The organism is Anabaena sp. CCY 9910 (genome assembly GCF_963920875.1).
GTDB lineage: Bacteria > Cyanobacteriota > Cyanobacteriia > Cyanobacteriales > Nostocaceae > Trichormus > Trichormus variabilis.
In genome coordinates this window covers 60,143-76,785 of sequence record NZ_CAWUDJ010000001.1, presented here as the reverse complement: position 1 = coordinate 76,785, position 16,643 = coordinate 60,143, and the positions used below count along the sequence as shown (strand labels likewise).

Sequence of the window (16,643 nt, the reverse complement as noted above, 5' to 3'; positions counted from 1 at the left end):
AGTGGTGAGTTGAATTTATGAATGCTGATTTTCCTGAAAGGAGTTTAACTCGCGCCCCCATGTCTGGACGGACGCTGTTTAATACGATGATGACAGGAGTAGCATTCCTGTGTGGAGCATTAGCTCTCTTGCCGCTATTGGCAGTACTATCTTATGTCATCATTAAAGGTTTTAGTAGTCTCAATCTAAGTATATTTACAGAATTGCCCCCCGCGCCTCTAAGACAGGGAGGAGGTTTTGGTAATGCCATTTTGGGTACACTATTAATGGTAGGAATTGGTGCATTAATTAGTATTCCATTAGGTGTAATAGCGGCAATTTATTTAACAGAGTTTAGCTCTGGTAAACTAGCCAGATGGATTAGGTTTGCTACTAATGTCCTGAGCGGAGTTCCTTCTATTATTGCTGGTGTATTTGCTTATGGGATTATAGTTCTGACATTGGTAAAGCTGAATTTAGGTTCTTATTCAGCTATCGGCGGGGGATTTGCATTAGCAATCTTAATGCTGCCAATTATTGTGAGAACTACTGACGAAGCTTTACAGCTAGTTTCGCAAGATTTGCGCCAAGCATCTGTAGGTTTGGGAGCTACTAATTTTCAAACAGTAACACAAGTTGTCTTGCCAGCTGCTTTACCGGCAATTGTCACAGGATCAACATTGGCGATCGCCCGTGCTGCTGGAGAAACTGCACCTCTATTGTTTACTGCCTTATTTTCACCATTTTGGCCTAATAGCTTATTTAAACCCACAGCTTCCCTGGCTGTTTTGGTTTACAACTTTGCCATTTCTCCGTTTAAAAATTGGCAGTCACTAGCCTGGGCTGCATCTTTGATTTTGGTGTTGATGGTTCTCATCACCAGCATCATTGCTCGCTGGGCAACTCGTCAAAAAGCTTAGGAAGTAATCTCTTAATAGCTTAATCAACGTTATCTGCCATCCTTAACACTTACACTAGACCATTTATGGCTACAAATACTAGCACCCTCAATAGCACAGAAACCGTCCTGAAGACCGAAAATCTTAATGTCTACTATGGCAAATTCCTAGCCTTACAAAACATTTGGTTAGATATTCCCAAAAATAAAGTGACAGCCTTTATCGGCCCTTCTGGTTGCGGCAAAAGTACTTTGTTGCGTTGCTACAACCGTCTCAATGACCTAATTGAATCATTCCGAGCTGAAGGTAAAGTCTTTTATTACGGGAAAAATTTGTATGCACAAGATATTGACCCTGTAGAAGTGCGTCGTAGGATTGGGATGGTATTCCAAAGACCAAACCCATTCTCAAAATCAATTTATGACAATATTGCTTACGGAGCCAAAATTAATGGTTTCAAAGGTAATATGGACGAATTGGTAGAACGAAGCCTGCGCCAAGCAGCGTTGTGGGATGAGGTCAAAGATAAACTACGCCAAAGTGGTTTGTCTTTATCTGGTGGACAACAACAACGGTTATGTATTGCGCGAGCGATCGCAGTTCAACCAGAAATTATCCTCATGGATGAACCTTGCTCTGCGTTAGATCCCATCTCTACGTTACGTGTAGAAGAACTGATCCACGAACTGAAAGAGCAATACACTATTGTTATTGTTACTCACAATATGCAGCAAGCTGCCCGTGTCTCCGACATGACAGCATTTTTTAACGTCCGGCCTACAGAAACAGGGGGTCGTATTGGCTACTTGGTAGAATACGATGCCACAGAATCAATTTTCAATAATCCTAAGCAAGAAGATACCAGAGATTACGTTAGTGGCAGATTCGGTTAAATAAAGCTAATAACTTAATTTCTAAAATTAGGTATGCGCTGCATTCCTAATTTTATTTTTTTGGGGGGTGTAGGGATTTGGGGGTGTAGGGGTGTAGGGGTGTAGGGGTGTAGGGGTGTAGGGGTGTAGGGGTGTAAATGTATAAAATTCATAATTCCCCAATTGCTGATGCAGCATTAGCTTTTCAGCAGCTTAAAATACTGTAACTTTAAAATACGCATAATCGATAGATTTACTGTAGAATAAATTTCAGCTACAAGCGAACGCATCCGTGAATATGTGGCAGCACATCGGAAGCTAACTTTACAAATACCCTCTTATAGATAAAACCTGGAGAATTCCAATGGGTTACAAGCACATTGAAGTTAAGCCTGTATCTGGCTTTATCGGTGCAGAAATTGGTGGTGTAGACCTTTCTACTCATCTGCAAGATGAAACGATCCAAGAAATTCGCAAAGCTTTACTGAAGTGGAAAGTTGTATTTTTTCGCAATCAGAACATTGATCATGCGGCTCAGATCGCGTTCACAGGGCGTTTTGGTGAAGTAACCTACGCTCATCCCCACGAAGATGAGCCAATCGAAGGCTATTCACAAATCCTACCAATTGACCGTAGTCGCTACGAACGGCGTAATGGTCTACGTCGTTCCAGCTACGAAAGCCGTTGGCACACCGATGTAACAGCAGCTATTAACCCACCTGCGGGGTCGATTTTGCGTGCAGTTAACGTTCCCAGTATTGGCGGTGACACCCAGTGGACTAATTTAGTTGCGGCATACGAAGGTTTGTCAGCACCTCTGCGATCGCTAGCAGATGGATTGAAAGCTGAACATCGTTTCAATGCGCGTTTGCGACTGCCCAGCAACAGCAAAATTGCCCAGCGTATTGCAGCTAATCCTATTGTTTCCATTCATCCAGTAGTGAGAGTTCATCCAGAAACAGGCGAACGTGCATTGTTTGTCAATCCTGGTTTCACCTCTCACATTCTTGATGTATCTCCCCAAGAAAGTGAGCTACTACTTGAGTTATTCTTTAACCAAATTACCAAGCCAGCCTACACAACTCGTTTCCGTTGGAACAATGGTGACATTGCTTTCTGGGACAATCGCGCCACTGCACATTTAGCTCCTCAAGATTTGGATCATCTAGAAGTTGAGCGGGTGCTTTATCGCACCACTATCACTGGTGATGTCCCTGTTGGAGTCAATGGTTTCCGCTCAGAAATAGTTGAAGGTGAGCTGTTTACCAGCGAACTACCAAATGCCTTGAAGAATAAAGTTGAGAAGGTTGGACAACCTGTGCTTTCCTAGAAAACTTGAGTGCTGAGTAAAAACCCCACTACTTACTCAGCATTCTTAATAGGACTTACGCATGAAAACGAAAGATCAAGGGTTTGGAGAAGGGTATAGGGGTTTAGGGGTTTAGGGGTTTAGGGGTATAAATGTTTGGTTTGAAACCCTTACACCCTCACACCCTTACACCCGGTCTCAACAGACAACCTGTGTGTGTAAGCCCTATCTTAATTTAAATTATTTTTCCAACTGCTTAAATCTGCTAAGGAGCGATCGCGGTAACGTCCATAGCGCTCTGGTTTACTTTTGATTTTTACGCCCAAATCTGGCAGAATGCCAAAGTTAGGGGGCATTGGTTGGAAGTGTTTGGGCGAAGCGGAACTGATAAATTCTAATAATGCGCCTAACATTGTCGTTGGTGGTAACGCCAAGGGTTCTTTACCCAAAGCCAACCTGGCAGCGTTGGTTCCTGCTAACCAACCGCCTGCGGCTGCTGCTGTATAACCTTCTGTACCAATCAACTGTCCAGCCGCTAATAATGTAGGACGTTGCTTAAACTGTAGGGTGGGTAGCATTAATTGGGGTGCATTGATAAATGTGTTGCGGTGCATGACTCCCAAGCGCACAAACTCCGCCTTTTCCAAACCGGGGATCATTTGAAATACTCGTTTTTGTTCACCCCAACGCAGATTAGTTTGGAATCCCACCATATTCCACAATTGACCGGCTTTATCTTCTTGTCGTAACTGCACCACCGCATAGGGACGTTCCCCAGTCCGACTGTCAGACAAACCCACTGGCTTGACGGGGCCGTAGCGCATGGTATCTTCTCCCCGTTGCGCTAACTCTTCAATGGGGAGACAGGCTTCAAAAAACTTGGCTGTTTCCCGTTCAAAGTCTTTAAGTTCCGTTTGTTCGGCTTTGCAGAGTTCTTCGCGAAACCGCAGATACTGTTCCTTATTCATTGGACAGTTGAGATAGGCGGCTTCGCCTTTGTCATAGCGGGAAGCCATAAAAGCAATATCGCGGTTAATAGAATCACCGACAATGATGGGGCTAGCCGCGTCGAAAAAGCTCATGTATTCCATTCCGGTGAAGCGGTGCAAATCTGCTGCCAAATCGGGACTAGTCAACGGCCCGGTTGCTAACACCACAATCCCTTCGGGAATGGCGGGGACTTCACCACGGCGAAATTCTACTAGGGGATGGCTAGCAAGAGTTTGGGTTAAATCTTGACCAAATTGACCCCTATCTACTGCCAGTGCGCCACCTGCGGGTACTGCGTGTTCATCTGCTTTGGCAATGACTACAGAACCCAGTTGGCGTAATTCTTCGTGTAGTAATCCCGCCGCGCGATCGCTTGCCATTGCCCCAAAGGAGTTACTACATACCAACTCTGCCAAATGTTCTGTATGATGAGCAGGGCTGAAGCGTTTAGGACGCATTTCGTGTAAAATGACTGGCACTCCAGCCTGGGCGATTTGCCATGCTGCCTCTGTCCCAGCTAGTCCACCTCCAATTACTTGTATCGGTTGTTGATCCATAATTCAATACCCAAATTTACCCAGTTGTAGTTTGCTGGGAGTGCATATCACCAATATAGATGATACTGTTTGTCAGTCGGGCTTTTATCACTAGTTTATAAATACAGGTGATCACCTATGGTAGGCGTTCTGCGATCGCTAAAGGCTGATTATTTATTTTCTTACTTTAGCTGGTGTTGACGTAGCTTAATAAAAACACGCTTAAATTTTTCAAAATCTTCTACACTAAGTTCTGTCTGTTGCCATGATTTCCGTGTCATTAAACGCTCAAACCAATCTTGCAAATTGGGGTAGTTACTAAAACTAATCCCTAATTTCGGCAACAAAGATAAATCTGTTCCAGCCACAATATCAGCTAAAGTTAACTGTTCTCCACCATAATAAGATTCGTTATCTAAAGATTCTGATAAAAATCCCAAGACTTTATTTATATGCTCATAGGCCTGCAAGAATTTTGCCGAATTTTTCTCCTCAAAAATCAAGGAAATCATTTTTGGTAAGAGTTCATTTGTCGCCACCATCTGTACCATTCTGACTGTGGCTAAAGACTCAGCTTTTTTAGGTAACAGCGCAGGTGTAGGATATTTAGCTTCCAAATAGTCCATGATTGCTAGAGATTCTATTACCCGAAAACCATTATCTAATATGACTGGAATATGATGAAATGGGTTAATTTCTAAAAATTCAGGTTGCAGTTGATCGCCATCTAAGCTCATGAGTATTGGCTCAAATGTAATTTCTTTTTCTAGTAAGGTACGCCATACACGACGAGCCATAGGTGAGCGATGATTGTAGTAGAATTTGAGCATATGTTTTTACTCCTCAAAAAATAAAAAAAAACGATAGGTTTGTAAAAAAGCAAAAATTTTTAAAAACTTTGTTTATTATTTAATTTAGTAATATTTAAATATTTTTGCTGCAATTCATCGGGGATTCTCACTGGACAACCATTTTGTAAATTCACAAAAGCACCCTTCTGTGTAGCAACTGCTGCTAGTTGATTATTGGATAAAATCTCTGCTTGCACTGTCCATTTTAATCGTCCCAAATTACTTGCCCATAAGTGTCCAATTACTTTATCAATTAACTTAATGGGACGTTTATATTCAATTTCTGTCCCAGTAAGTATGGGTACATATCCTTGCTCAATTTGTTGATGAATGGGAAAATGTTCTTCTAGAAATTTTAAACGTAAATCTTCTAGCCACTTAATATACACAATGTTGCTGACAATTCCAGCAAAGTCAATTTCATAAGTTCTTACAGGTATTTGCAAGGTTACTTCTAATGCTCTATGTGAGTTATTTACTGTTAGCATAGTTACTCCTGTTTATTTAAGACCTTTCGGTCGGTTTCTGCACAAAAAATAAACTATATTTGAAGATAGTTTATTCATGAAACTTTAAACTTCTACCTTGTAGCTAAGATTTAGCTCATCTCCAGGCACTCCCCTAATACCCCAATTTTGTTTGGGAATTTCCAAAAGTGTAATTTCGATATCATAAACTGAAATTTGCAATTGCTCGTTAATTTTCTGAAAAATATCTTGTAGTAGCTGTTTTTTCGTCTCTACTGAACGCCCCTCAAACATAATAATTTCAATAATTAGATAATTTTCTGTTCTATCAGATGGATAGTAGAAATCTTCTTTATCCAAGGGGAAGAAACGATGAAATCTTTTTTCAGGACTAATCTGTAAAACTTCAATTAAAGAGGTATGGAGAATATTTGATAGCTCTGTTTTAATTGGGTTTAGTTTTGCTGCTAAACCATAAACTTTAATTTGTACCATGAATTTTTAGGATATTTTCTGTGTAATGATTCAGATGATTCACTGCCCTTTGCATATAAATCGTATCGTCATAAAGCTGACTCATCATAATTGCACCTTCTAAAGTTGCAACTATGATAGTGGCAATTTCCTCAGTATTGACATGAGGCTGAATTTCTCCTCTCTCAATTCCCGTTTGAATGATTCGTCGAATCATATTCAGCCAAGAGTTCATCGCTTGTTGAGTGCGTTCCCGTAAAGCTGGATGTGCATTATCACTTTCCACAGCCGTGTTTAGTAACGGGCATCCTCCGGGGATTGGTGGGTTTTCTGCAAAACTACTAAAGACTTGAATTAGTGCTTGTACACGTTCCATAGCATGACGTTTACTACGCAATGCCATCCTATAGTGTTTGCTGATGGAGGCGATCGCATAATCAAAAGCCTGTAGTGCTAATTCATCTTTGCTGTGGAAGTGATTGTAAATTCCTCCTTTTTGCAATCCAGTTACACGCATGATGTCAGAAATAGACGAACCAGCGTATCCCTGCTGGTTAAATAGTTCCGCCGCTTGTTGGAGAATTCGGGTTTTTGTTTCTTCGCCTTTAGACATATTTTTACCGACCAGTTGGTCTGATTGAGAATAACATATTGACTATTGGAAAGTCTAGGGATGGGTAATGGGTAATTGGTCGTCCTGCTTTCCACTCCCCATTACCCCTTATCTTCAGAGGGACTCCACCTTCCCCAATTCCTACGCGGAGAGAGTTAAAATTTCCTCAACAACTTGGGAGTCTACATCTTTATGTTCGCCTAAGATTGCTAAACCATGTTTTTGTAAATTTTCCACAACAAGAGGAATGGTTTCTAGTCCTACACCATAGTCAGATAGGCGAGTGCGGACACCTACAGACTCAAAGAAATTGCGAGTTTTCGCGATCGCCTCATTTACCCTTTCTTCTTCAGAACCATCGACGATGTTCCAGACTCGTTCTGCATATTGTAGTAGTTTTTGCCACTTGCGATCGCGTCTAATTGAGAGGGTGCTGGGTAAGACAATCGCCAATGTTTGAGCATGATCTAGACCATGCAATGCTGTTAACTCATGACCAATCATGTGTGTAGCCCAATCTTGGGGTACTCCTGCACCAATTAGTCCATTGAGTGCCAAGGTTGCAGCCCATACCAAATTTGCCCTAGCATCGTAATCTGTGGGGTTAGCTAGGGTTTTTGGCCCCTCTTCAATCAAAGTTTTCAGGATAGATTCTGCCCATCGGTCTTGTAATGGTGCATTAACTGAATAAGTCAAATACTGTTCCATCACATGGGTGTAGGCATCAACAATACCATTACCAATTTGTCTAGGCGGTAAGGAAAATGTTGTTTCTGGGTCAAGAACCGAGAAGCGAGGAAACACCAAGGGACTAGCAAAGAAAAGCTTTTCTTTGGTTTCCCACTTAGTCACTACTGAGTTAGTATTCATTTCCGAACCTGTAGCTGGTAGTGTCAATACCGCCCCAAAAGGTACAGCCGCAGTCACAGGCGCTTGCTTTGCCAGTATATCCCAAGGATCGCCAACGAAAGGAACCGCCGCCGCAATAAATTTAGTCCCATCAACAACCGAACCACCACCAACAGCCAAGAGAAAATCGATACCTTCTTGACGTATCAGTTCCACAGCTTGTAAAAGAGTTTCTAGATGGGGATTAGGTTCAATCCCGCCAAATTCAAACACTTTCCGTCCAGCCAATGCAGATTTAACTTGGTCGTATACACCATTGGCTTTAATGCTACCGCCACCGTAGGTAATGAGAATCTTGGCATCAGTCGGAATTTCGGCGGCAATATTAGCGATTTGACCTTTGCCAAATAAAATTTTGACTGGGTTGTAAAAAACAAAGTTTTCCATAAATGTTGAAACCAAGGAATAAAATTTTGCCTTGAGTATTGTAATCAGTTTTACTATTTCTGCGCCTGTACCCATCAATGAGTAGGTAGTCTTCAGGAATGAGAAGCTTTACTAGCACATCTGCCGTGCTTTGAGAAAATATGAAAGACGAACACAAAAAACCAGGATGATATTAAAATTACTCAGCACCACCTTAGACATTAAATCAAAAGCCAATGCAGATATTTAAGGTTATAGAAGAAGCCATTACAAAACCACCCATCCCCCACGAACCACATAAGCAATCGTTGAAAGCTTGGGCTATGTATTGTCTACGAGACAGAGGCTTTAAAGTTATTTACGCTCAAAATGCTGATTTTGCCATCGAAATCAAGGGTGGAGAAAAATTATACTTTAAAGTTTCCAATAGCCCCGTTGAGCAAAATAGCTCTTTTAGCTGGGTAGTTTGGGATAGCGCGACTAAAAACGCCAGTTTAATTCCCCAGCAATCTTAAGCCGAGTTTTAGAGAGGTTTAGAGGTTAGGGATGAAAAAAGAAAATTACTGAATCAGCACCCATAACTCGGCCCAGAAAAATCTATGCCCTATCCTCTAGCCTCTTATTAATAATCATATGTTTCTTAGAGTCGAAACTAATCAAACCTTGTTGTTGTAACTTACCCATCAATCGTGTAATTGTCACTCTAGTAGTACAACAAGCATTAGCAATGTCCTCATGAGTGAAACGTACACTTATGCGAGTCCCTTCTCCTATAGGTTCACCGATTTCTTGTTTTAAAAACTGTAATAGATGATAGAGACGATCTTCTACTTTTCGTCTTCCAGCAATAACTAAAAAAGATTCCTTCTGCTGTAATTGCTGATTTATTTTCGGTAGCAGGGTATGACTCAGCATCTGGGAAACAGCTATTTCTGCAAAATTGATTGATACTAATTCCACCTCAGAAAGAGCCGTAGCTTGATAGATAGGTAAATTAGTCATACTAGAGCCAAATACCATGTGTGTTTTGACTAAACCCATTAATACTTCTTCACCTGTCTCACAAAAAGTACTCAGCTTGACTAAACCTTGACGAACATACCAAATAACTAAAGGATTAAGGGGGATATTCTCTCCTTTAGCATATACGTATACCGAACGGTTTTGACTAAGATAATTTTCATGATTGACTAAGCCTAAATTTTGCTGTTGATTTTCATTAATGTGACTTAACAACCAGTGCAGAGATTTTATTTTACCGTTTTGGCTACGAACTACAGATATTGTTAGAAGCGCATCAAAAGACTCACCATGAAATTGGTGTAAGCGTACTATTAACTTTTTAGCCTTATCGGTCTGGAATAATTGATTGAGTTCACAGCGAAAGCTTTCCCTTTCTTCGAGGCGAATAAAATTAATTATTGACCTATCTACTAGTATATGTTTTGGTGCATTGAATAAATTTGCCGCAGTCAGGTTAGCTTCCTGAATAATTCCCTCTGCATTAGTTACTAAATAACCATCTGGTGCAAACTCAAACAAATCATGGTAGTGTTGGCGTTCTGCTTCTAATAAACTGCGTGTTTGTATAAGTTCCTCATTTTGATGATAAAGTTCTTCTGCCGCCATCTGTACTAGCTTGGAGTTACTATAAAGCTCTTTAAAAGCCTGTGGTAGTAAATCTGGCGGAATCCAAGGCAATACGCTAGCAGTTTGGTACAAATCTGCTAGTTGTTTATGTAATGCTTCTGCCCGTTGGATAAATAATTCTATGTTCACTGTAGATGCCCACGACTTGATGACAGAAGTTAGTCAGTCAGATTTAATGCACTAATTTGAACAGGAATAACAGCACCTCTGGCACTGCTAATTGTGAATTTCATAGTCAGTACAATTAATAATTAAAATATTCTTCAAAGACTAAATTCATAAAATATTTTTAATAAGTATTCAAACCTGGAAAGATATTAATAATATGGGAAATGTGTTCGTATTATTTTGGAAGTATAACTATTAATAATGCCTAGATTTGAGACTTTAAGTCATAGTATAGATTAGCTTTTTTAAAGGATGAATTTACAGATAAGCCGCTAAATTACCACTTTTGAATCGTGATTGCCTCTATCTGTGGTTGGATAATTCACCAAAGTTAGTAAAATATCAAGTTATGAGATAGTGCTGCTTTTTTAGTAAGTAATCGGCACACCCTGGGCAATTATTAATTTTTAAGAATTAGTGCGCCTATTTATCAGCGTACCTACTCGTTTATGGTCTTACGTCCGCCGCTAGCATCAAAACTGTTAACACTATAGAGATAGGTCAGGTGTAAATGTTTAAAATCCTTATACCCTTACACCCAATCCCAATAGACAACCTGGGTGCGTAAATCTTGTCCAAATATCATCATGGTGAAAACACCTCCACAGCATCGGACAATTCCTCTACTGGAAAACGGCAACAAATTCACCTGCGATAAATTTGCGCGTCTCCATAACGCTACACCTGCCCAGAAACTAGCGGCAGTAATTAATTCGTAATATTCATAAATTCTCAATTGATGGCAAGGCGCGATAATGCTTCGTTATATGAGCGCTCGCCCATAATATCCTCCCTGGGATAACACACTACTAAAGCCTCTAACTGTGCCGTAGCATACTTGACAGCAGTTTAGTTAAAGCATAAGGCATCTTGATTAGTAACGGCGTAAACTTTTTCAACATAAACACCCTACACTAGTTATAATTTCCTATAAGTTGAAAAAACTATTAAGATTTAGCGTAATCACTACGCTGCTTTCATACCCACTAGCTGACAACCACATTAGGAGGACTATCTATGGCGCTTGTACCATTGCGGCTGCTTTTGGATCACGCGGCTGAAAACGGTTACGGCATCCCAGCTTTCAACGTTAACAATTTGGAGCAGATTCAGGCAATCCTGAAGGCTGCTGCCGAGACAGATAGCCCCGTAATTTTGCAAGCTTCTCGTGGCGCTCGTAATTATGCAGGTGAAAACTTCCTCCGCCACCTGATCTTGGCTGCGGTAGAAACCTATCCTGAGATTCCCATCGTCATGCACCAGGATCATGGTAATGCTCCTTCTACTTGCTACTCAGCAATCAAGAACAACTTCACCAGCGTCATGATGGACGGTTCTTTGGAAGCTGACGCTAAAACCCCTGCTAGCTTCGAGTACAACGTGAATGTCACCCGCGAAGTTGTCAATGTAGCTCATGCTTTGGGCGTAAGTGTAGAAGGTGAACTCGGTTGTTTGGGTTCTCTAGAAACCGGTGCAGGTGAAGCTGAAGACGGACACGGTTTTGAAGGTACTCTTGACCATTCCCAACTGTTAACCGACCCCGATGAAGCTGTTAACTTCGTAGAAGCAACCCAGGTAGATGCTTTGGCTGTAGCTATCGGTACTAGCCACGGTGCTTACAAGTTTACCCGCAAACCCACCGGCGAAATTTTGGCTATCAGCCGTATTGAAGAAATTCACCGCCGTCTACCTAACACCCACTTGGTAATGCACGGTTCTTCTTCCGTACCTGAAGATTTAATCGCTTTGATTAACGAGTACGGTGGTGCTATTCCTGAAACCTACGGTGTACCTGTAGAAGAAATTCAAAAAGGTATCAAGAGTGGTGTTCGCAAAGTTAACATCGACACTGACAACCGCTTGGCGATTACTGCGGCTGTACGCGAAGCTTTAGCAAAAAATCCCAAGGAATTTGACCCCCGTCACTTCCTCAAGCCTTCTATTACATATATGCAGAAGGTTTGTGCAGAACGCTATGTACAATTCGGTACTGCTGGTAATGCTAGCAAGATTAAGCAAGTTTCTCTGGAAACTTTTGCTGCTAAGTATGCTAAAGGCGAATTGAACGCTATCAGCAAGTCTGCTGCTAAAGTTTAATTTTAATCAAAGATAAATAGGGGCAATACTTTGCTCCTGCAAAATTTTTGATATTGATATAAATAAACCGGGAAACTTTAGTGTTACCCGGTTTTTTGTGGGAATTAGTGATTCATTTAGGATTTATGCACTGAACCAAAAAACCCTTCTGAGGGTGGTCAATAGTCAATAGTCCACAGTTCAAAAACCTTGATTTTGACTATTGACTATGGACTATTGAAAAAAAGCCAGAAAACTAGTCACACTGTGTAAGTCCTATCATTATCATAGCGATGATAAAACTGTGCTACTACTATCCGTTGCATATTAGATAATTGACTTAAAAAACTTGTATCGTAGAAGATCAAGAATAGCTATATATCAGGTCGTTGATTGTCTAGAAGAAATACTTATGAATCAGCTAACTAGAATTACATTCCATCCTGAAGTCATGGGAGGTAAACCTTGTATTCGTGGGTTGCGGGTTACTGTTGGTACTATTATTGGGTTAATGGCATCTGGTAGAACGCCAGAAGAAATTCTTCAAGCTTATCCTTATTTAGAATTGGCTGATATTTATGAGGCTTTAGCTTATGCAGCTTGGCGGGTTGAGGAGATAGAATTACCTCTGACTTCGGCAAAAGTATATACTAAGTAAATTACCATAGCTTTAAATAGTATCTAACAAAAAAATTACAAGATATTCAAAGTAAATATTAACAAGCTTAACAAATTACCGAGAAATTCTTTATATCTTAGTAATAAGAGAAACAAATAGTCTTCTCAGTAAGATGCGTTAAGAAGAGATGTGTAATGTCTAAAAATCCCAAATCTGACAACAACGGATTAGAAGCAGCTGGTTACGCAGCTGCTGGAGCCGCCGCAGGAGCAGGACTATCAGCAACAGTCGGAGGGATGGGTTTAGCTCTTATGGGTACAGCTGTTGGCGTTGGTATGGCTCCAGTAGCAGCTGCTGGAGCCATAGTTGGTTTAGCTGCCTACGGCGTAAAAAAAGCTCTATCATAGAAGGATACTAAAATCCTGAATTCAGGATTAACAGCTTTCGGTGCGGTAGCTGGAGCTGCTTCAACTGTCTCAGGTTCAATTACAGTAGCGACAATTACAACCCCTGCGTCTGGAATTGCTGGAGTATTAGGATTTACTACAACAACTGCTGTAGCGATTCCAATAGCAGCCCCTATAGTGATTGGGGCTGGATTACTTGCAGGTGGATATATGGTTTATAAGAAATTAAACGGTGGTAATTGTAATAGTAATCCCTAAAAATTTATTTGAGTGATTGTAGCTTCAAAGACCTTTTTCTACATATAGAAAAGGGTTTTTTTGCATCTTTAGAAATAGTGTGATCGTCATTAGACCACTCAAATCTCTTGATAAACTAGAAATTACAACTGTTCCGGCAGTCTTGGATCCAACTCTCAAATGCGATCGCTCTTCTATTGTGATTCACTGACGAGAGTAGCTTCTCCTTTAACTACCGCAGGTAAAACCGCTAAAATATTTGGGACTAAAGGCTTCAGATCCGCTAAACGATTGGATTTAGCTTGCAGAACAATTACGGCAATATCGAACTGTAATAGATTCTGTTGAAAAGATAGGTTGCGATCAACAGTGATAAAAACGTCAAACTCTGCTTGTGCAAGGGTAAGAAGTTGACCATTCTTAACTCCTGCCCATCCCATCTGGGGAACTGTTTTCACTTCATAGTCAACAAATTCTTTGGTAAACTTGCGATCAATACACTCATCGACAAGCAACTTCATAACTATGCTACCGCGTCAATAATTTGTTTACCTGTCTCTTCTAAAAATGCAATAACTTGCTCTCTAGTTACAGTTGGAAATCCATCTAAAAAATCGTCAATCGATTCTCCAGCTTTGAGATAGTCCAAAAGTGTTTGCACAGGAACTCTAGTACCAGCAAAAACTGGTGTTCCACCCATAATTTCTGGCGATGTGCTAATAATTGAGGAGTATTTAAGCATAGCTATTTAACCTCCAAATTCCGTAGTGAATAGTTTATATTATTAAATTTTATCTATCTGCCAAATTTTTATGGTTTGATCAGCGCTACCACTGGCGAGGATTGTACCATCGGGACTGATGGCTACAGAATTGACTGATGCTGAATGTCCGGTGAGGGTGTGTAGTATTTCGCCTGTGGAAATGCGCCAAATTTTGATTGTATTGTCAGCGCTACCACTAAAGAGAAGTTGTCCATTAGGACTGGTTGTGAGGGATTTAATCTCGCCTGAGTGTCCAGTTAAAGTATGCAGAATTTGACCTGTTAATAAATGCCAAATTTTGATGGTGGTATCGGCGCTACCGCTAAATAAAAATTGTCCATCTCGACTGATGGCGATCGCTTTTACTTCGTTATCATGGCTGTTGAGGGTACGTAAAGGGTCGCCTGTGCGGGGGTTCCACAGCCTGATTTTGTTGTCGGAACTACCACTGGCGAGGATTGTACTATCAGGGCTAATTGCTACGGCGTGAACGGCTGAGGAATGCCAAAGAGTGCAAATGCGATCACCTTTTTGCAGATTCCAAATTTTAATTTTATTACTACCACTAGCTAAAATTTGCCCATCTGGACTAATAACTACTACGTTTACAGGTTTTTGATGTCCTAAGAGGGTATGGAGTAGTTTACCTGTTTTTAAATGCCAGATTTTGACATTACTTTTCGGATGTATACCGCTACCCACTGCGAGAAAATTACCGTCGGGGCTGATGGCTACGGAGGAAACTTCTCCTAAATCACCCGTTAGGGTGCGGATGAGTTTACCCGTTTGCAAATTCCAGATATTAACTGTTTGATCTGTACAGCCACTAACCAAAACTTCGCCATCGAGACTGATATCCACAGATGTGACTTTACCTGAATGTCCTGTGATTGTTTTGGTTAGGTCTGGGTATTCTAGGCTACGTTTGTATTTGAGGGTGGCGATCGCTTCTAGCAGTTTATCTACAGATTCTAAACTGTGGCGATCGCCTATGGCTGTGAAATATTTTCTGAGCTTTTGGATATATTCTTCGTCTTCTATCTTGATGACTGACTGCATCGCTTCCAAGGGACTGGTAAAGTGCTGTAATGAAACTTGACGCAGTTCTAACCATGCGTTGATGGAGTAGTCAACCTCTGCTTGCGCCCAAGAATTATCCGGTAAATGGGACAAACTCTGCGCTAACTGCATAGATAATTCTGGTATCCAATAAAGTCGTTCTTTTTCTAAAGCTTCGTAAACTTGCTTGTAACTTGTGGCAATTGTTTGCAGGGATTGTATATCAATCGCATCTTTGAGCAAACTTGGTAACAGTTCTGGTAGTAGAGGTGGTATATCATGATTCCCCAGATGATAGATATCCGCTACCCAGGCCGTAACCAGACAATGACAAGTGATTAATACTTGGTAAAGTTGCTGAATATCTTGTTGATTGATTCGATACTGTAACGATAATTTACTAATATCAATACCCTGTGCTTGCCATTTTTCTGCTTTCTCTAAAATTGCTAAATTAAAAACATTATCTTTTCCGAATTCATTAATTTCTTCTACATCTACGCCTATTTCTAGTAGTTCATCTCTAATTTTCTTCCACTCTAAAGCCCGATTTTTTGCCGAATTCTGAATAATTTCTTTATAAGGTAAGCGAGAAATTGTTTTGTAATAGTAGGTTCCCTGGGTCAAACCCCAATAGGCAATGCGAAAATTTAAATAATCTCCATCATTTTCCGACTCTAAAATTAATATTGGCTCTGTTTTTAAGATTCCAAATAAAGCTTTGATACTTGATTCACTATGAAATCTTTTACTATCCCAAGCTCCAGCTAAAAATTCTATAGGTCTAGTGGGGTTGTGGAGAGAGTAATTTTTGTTGATGAACTCTCGTAAACCCTCCGCCAACATTAGCTCAACTTCCGAATAAATCTCTGCTTGATTATCGAATTTATCAAACTGGATTTTTGGAGGTGCAATGAAAACTTTGAGAGGTTTACGTCCATAACTATGATGGGACTCTAAAATTTGTGATGGATACAACCTTAAAGGCCAACTATCAAGAATTTTGTTAACTTCTGGTAGCTTTAACGCTGTCTCTCTCTGTTGATTGGCAATTTGGGCTTGTGTTTCCCGTTGATAAGCCACCAATTGCTGCTGCCAAAGTTTTTCTTGTTCAAGGCTCTTATTTGAAGTATCAATATCATTGATATTATTGATAGTCTCGATACATCCCTGAATTAAATTGGGGACTTGGTATCTAGCTGTGGTCAGACTTTCCTCACTTCTCTTGTGGATGATATTTACAAACACAGGAGCAAACTCTAGTACTAGTTGAATTAGTAATCTTAACCCTGGTTCCATAGGGGTTTCCTGTTAAATATATCACATTAGTATTACAAGAAAATTATGTTAGCTTCTCGTCAAGCATTGCCCATACTATACATTGTGGATTAGCCGATCT

Annotated in this window: 18 protein-coding genes; 8 read left to right on the top strand and 10 right to left on the bottom strand. The window is 40.6% G+C overall.

What is annotated here, in order from left to right; genetic code table 11:
• Window positions 1–17 precede the first annotated feature (17 nt).
• The 3 genes from pstA to ACM5QX_RS00355 all read left to right on the top strand — a co-directional run bounded on the left by pstA (window position 18) and on the right by ACM5QX_RS00355 (window position 3,080).
• Window positions 18–899 (top strand): phosphate ABC transporter permease PstA, encoded by an 882-nt coding sequence (gene pstA / locus ACM5QX_RS00365; protein ID WP_011319253.1) that lies wholly within the window; start codon window positions 18–20, stop codon window positions 897–899.
• Window positions 900–964: 65 nt separating this feature from the next.
• Window positions 965–1,771 (top strand): phosphate ABC transporter ATP-binding protein PstB, encoded by an 807-nt coding sequence (gene pstB, locus ACM5QX_RS00360; RefSeq protein ID WP_011319254.1) that lies wholly within the window; start codon window positions 965–967, stop codon window positions 1,769–1,771.
• Window positions 1,772–2,114: 343 nt separating this feature from the next.
• Window positions 2,115–3,080 (top strand): TauD/TfdA dioxygenase family protein, encoded by a 966-nt coding sequence (locus ACM5QX_RS00355; RefSeq protein WP_414751906.1) that lies wholly within the window; start codon window positions 2,115–2,117, stop codon window positions 3,078–3,080.
• A 209-nt stretch (window positions 3,081–3,289) separates the two neighbouring features.
• Here ACM5QX_RS00355 and trmFO read toward each other — a convergent pair whose 3' ends face one another.
• The 6 genes from trmFO to ACM5QX_RS00325 form a co-directional block, all read right to left on the bottom strand.
• Window positions 3,290–4,606 (bottom strand): FADH(2)-oxidizing methylenetetrahydrofolate--tRNA-(uracil(54)-C(5))-methyltransferase TrmFO, encoded by a 1,317-nt coding sequence (gene trmFO, locus ACM5QX_RS00350; protein ID WP_414751905.1) that lies wholly within the window; start codon window positions 4,604–4,606, stop codon window positions 3,290–3,292.
• Window positions 4,607–4,767: 161 nt separating this feature from the next.
• Window positions 4,768–5,415 carry a glutathione S-transferase family protein gene (locus ACM5QX_RS00345; protein ID WP_414751904.1) on the bottom strand — a complete coding sequence of 216 codons (648 nt, stop codon included), beginning with the start codon at window positions 5,413–5,415 and terminating at the stop codon, window positions 4,768–4,770.
• A gap of 59 nt (window positions 5,416–5,474) precedes the next feature.
• The gene (locus tag ACM5QX_RS00340; RefSeq protein WP_414751903.1) at window positions 5,475–5,924 is read right to left on the bottom strand and encodes an acyl-CoA thioesterase; all 450 of its coding nucleotides are present in this window, start codon (window positions 5,922–5,924) and stop codon (window positions 5,475–5,477) included.
• Between the two features lie 84 nt (window positions 5,925–6,008).
• A complete protein-coding gene (locus ACM5QX_RS00335) occupies window positions 6,009–6,398 on the bottom strand; it encodes a tautomerase family protein (protein ID WP_414751902.1) in 390 nt (129 codons plus the stop codon).
• Window positions 6,385–6,990, bottom strand: a complete 606-nt coding sequence (locus tag ACM5QX_RS00330) for a TetR family transcriptional regulator C-terminal domain-containing protein (RefSeq protein WP_414751901.1) — start codon at window positions 6,988–6,990, stop codon at window positions 6,385–6,387. The genes ACM5QX_RS00335 and ACM5QX_RS00330 overlap by 14 nt, the downstream gene beginning before the upstream one ends.
• Before the next feature lie 141 nt (window positions 6,991–7,131).
• Entirely contained in the window at window positions 7,132–8,286 is a 1,155-nt protein-coding gene (locus ACM5QX_RS00325; protein ID WP_414751900.1) for an iron-containing alcohol dehydrogenase, read from the bottom strand.
• A gap of 215 nt (window positions 8,287–8,501) precedes the next feature.
• Between ACM5QX_RS00325 and ACM5QX_RS00320 the strand changes: the two genes are divergently transcribed.
• On the top strand, window positions 8,502–8,780 hold the full coding sequence (locus tag ACM5QX_RS00320; RefSeq protein ID WP_011319263.1) for a hypothetical protein: 279 nt from the start codon (window positions 8,502–8,504) through the stop codon (window positions 8,778–8,780).
• Window positions 8,781–8,862: 82 nt separating this feature from the next.
• On the opposite strand, the gene ACM5QX_RS00315 is transcribed toward ACM5QX_RS00320, so the two are convergent.
• Window positions 8,863–10,044 carry a helix-turn-helix domain-containing protein gene (locus ACM5QX_RS00315; protein WP_414751899.1) on the bottom strand — a complete coding sequence of 394 codons (1,182 nt, stop codon included), beginning with the start codon at window positions 10,042–10,044 and terminating at the stop codon, window positions 8,863–8,865.
• Window positions 10,045–10,670: 626 nt separating this feature from the next.
• Here ACM5QX_RS00315 and ACM5QX_RS00310 point away from each other — a divergent pair.
• From ACM5QX_RS00310 to ACM5QX_RS00295, 4 genes are all read left to right on the top strand, one after another.
• Window positions 10,671–10,802 carry a hypothetical protein gene (locus ACM5QX_RS00310; protein ID WP_414751898.1) on the top strand — a complete coding sequence of 44 codons (132 nt, stop codon included), beginning with the start codon at window positions 10,671–10,673 and terminating at the stop codon, window positions 10,800–10,802.
• 298 nt (window positions 10,803–11,100) lie between these two features.
• On the top strand, window positions 11,101–12,180 hold the full coding sequence (gene fba, locus ACM5QX_RS00305; protein ID WP_011319265.1) for a class II fructose-bisphosphate aldolase: 1,080 nt from the start codon (window positions 11,101–11,103) through the stop codon (window positions 12,178–12,180).
• A gap of 391 nt (window positions 12,181–12,571) precedes the next feature.
• Complete coding sequence (locus ACM5QX_RS00300) at window positions 12,572–12,817, top strand: DUF433 domain-containing protein (protein ID WP_414751897.1); 246 nt, start codon at window positions 12,572–12,574, stop codon at window positions 12,815–12,817.
• 155 nt (window positions 12,818–12,972) lie between these two features.
• Complete coding sequence (locus tag ACM5QX_RS00295) at window positions 12,973–13,185, top strand: hypothetical protein (protein WP_414751896.1); 213 nt, start codon at window positions 12,973–12,975, stop codon at window positions 13,183–13,185.
• Window positions 13,186–13,616: 431 nt separating this feature from the next.
• On the opposite strand, the gene ACM5QX_RS00290 is transcribed toward ACM5QX_RS00295, so the two are convergent.
• The 3 genes from ACM5QX_RS00290 to ACM5QX_RS00280 are packed head-to-tail and all read right to left on the bottom strand — an operon-like array spanning window position 13,617 to window position 16,543.
• Window positions 13,617–13,943 carry a DUF5615 family PIN-like protein gene (locus ACM5QX_RS00290; RefSeq protein ID WP_414751895.1) on the bottom strand — a complete coding sequence of 109 codons (327 nt, stop codon included), beginning with the start codon at window positions 13,941–13,943 and terminating at the stop codon, window positions 13,617–13,619.
• 2 nt (window positions 13,944–13,945) lie between these two features.
• Complete coding sequence (locus tag ACM5QX_RS00285; protein WP_414751894.1) at window positions 13,946–14,164, bottom strand: DUF433 domain-containing protein; 219 nt, start codon at window positions 14,162–14,164, stop codon at window positions 13,946–13,948.
• 42 nt (window positions 14,165–14,206) lie between these two features.
• Window positions 14,207–16,543 carry a WD40 repeat domain-containing protein gene (locus tag ACM5QX_RS00280; RefSeq protein WP_414751893.1) on the bottom strand — a complete coding sequence of 779 codons (2,337 nt, stop codon included), beginning with the start codon at window positions 16,541–16,543 and terminating at the stop codon, window positions 14,207–14,209.
• Window positions 16,544–16,643 lie beyond the last annotated feature (100 nt).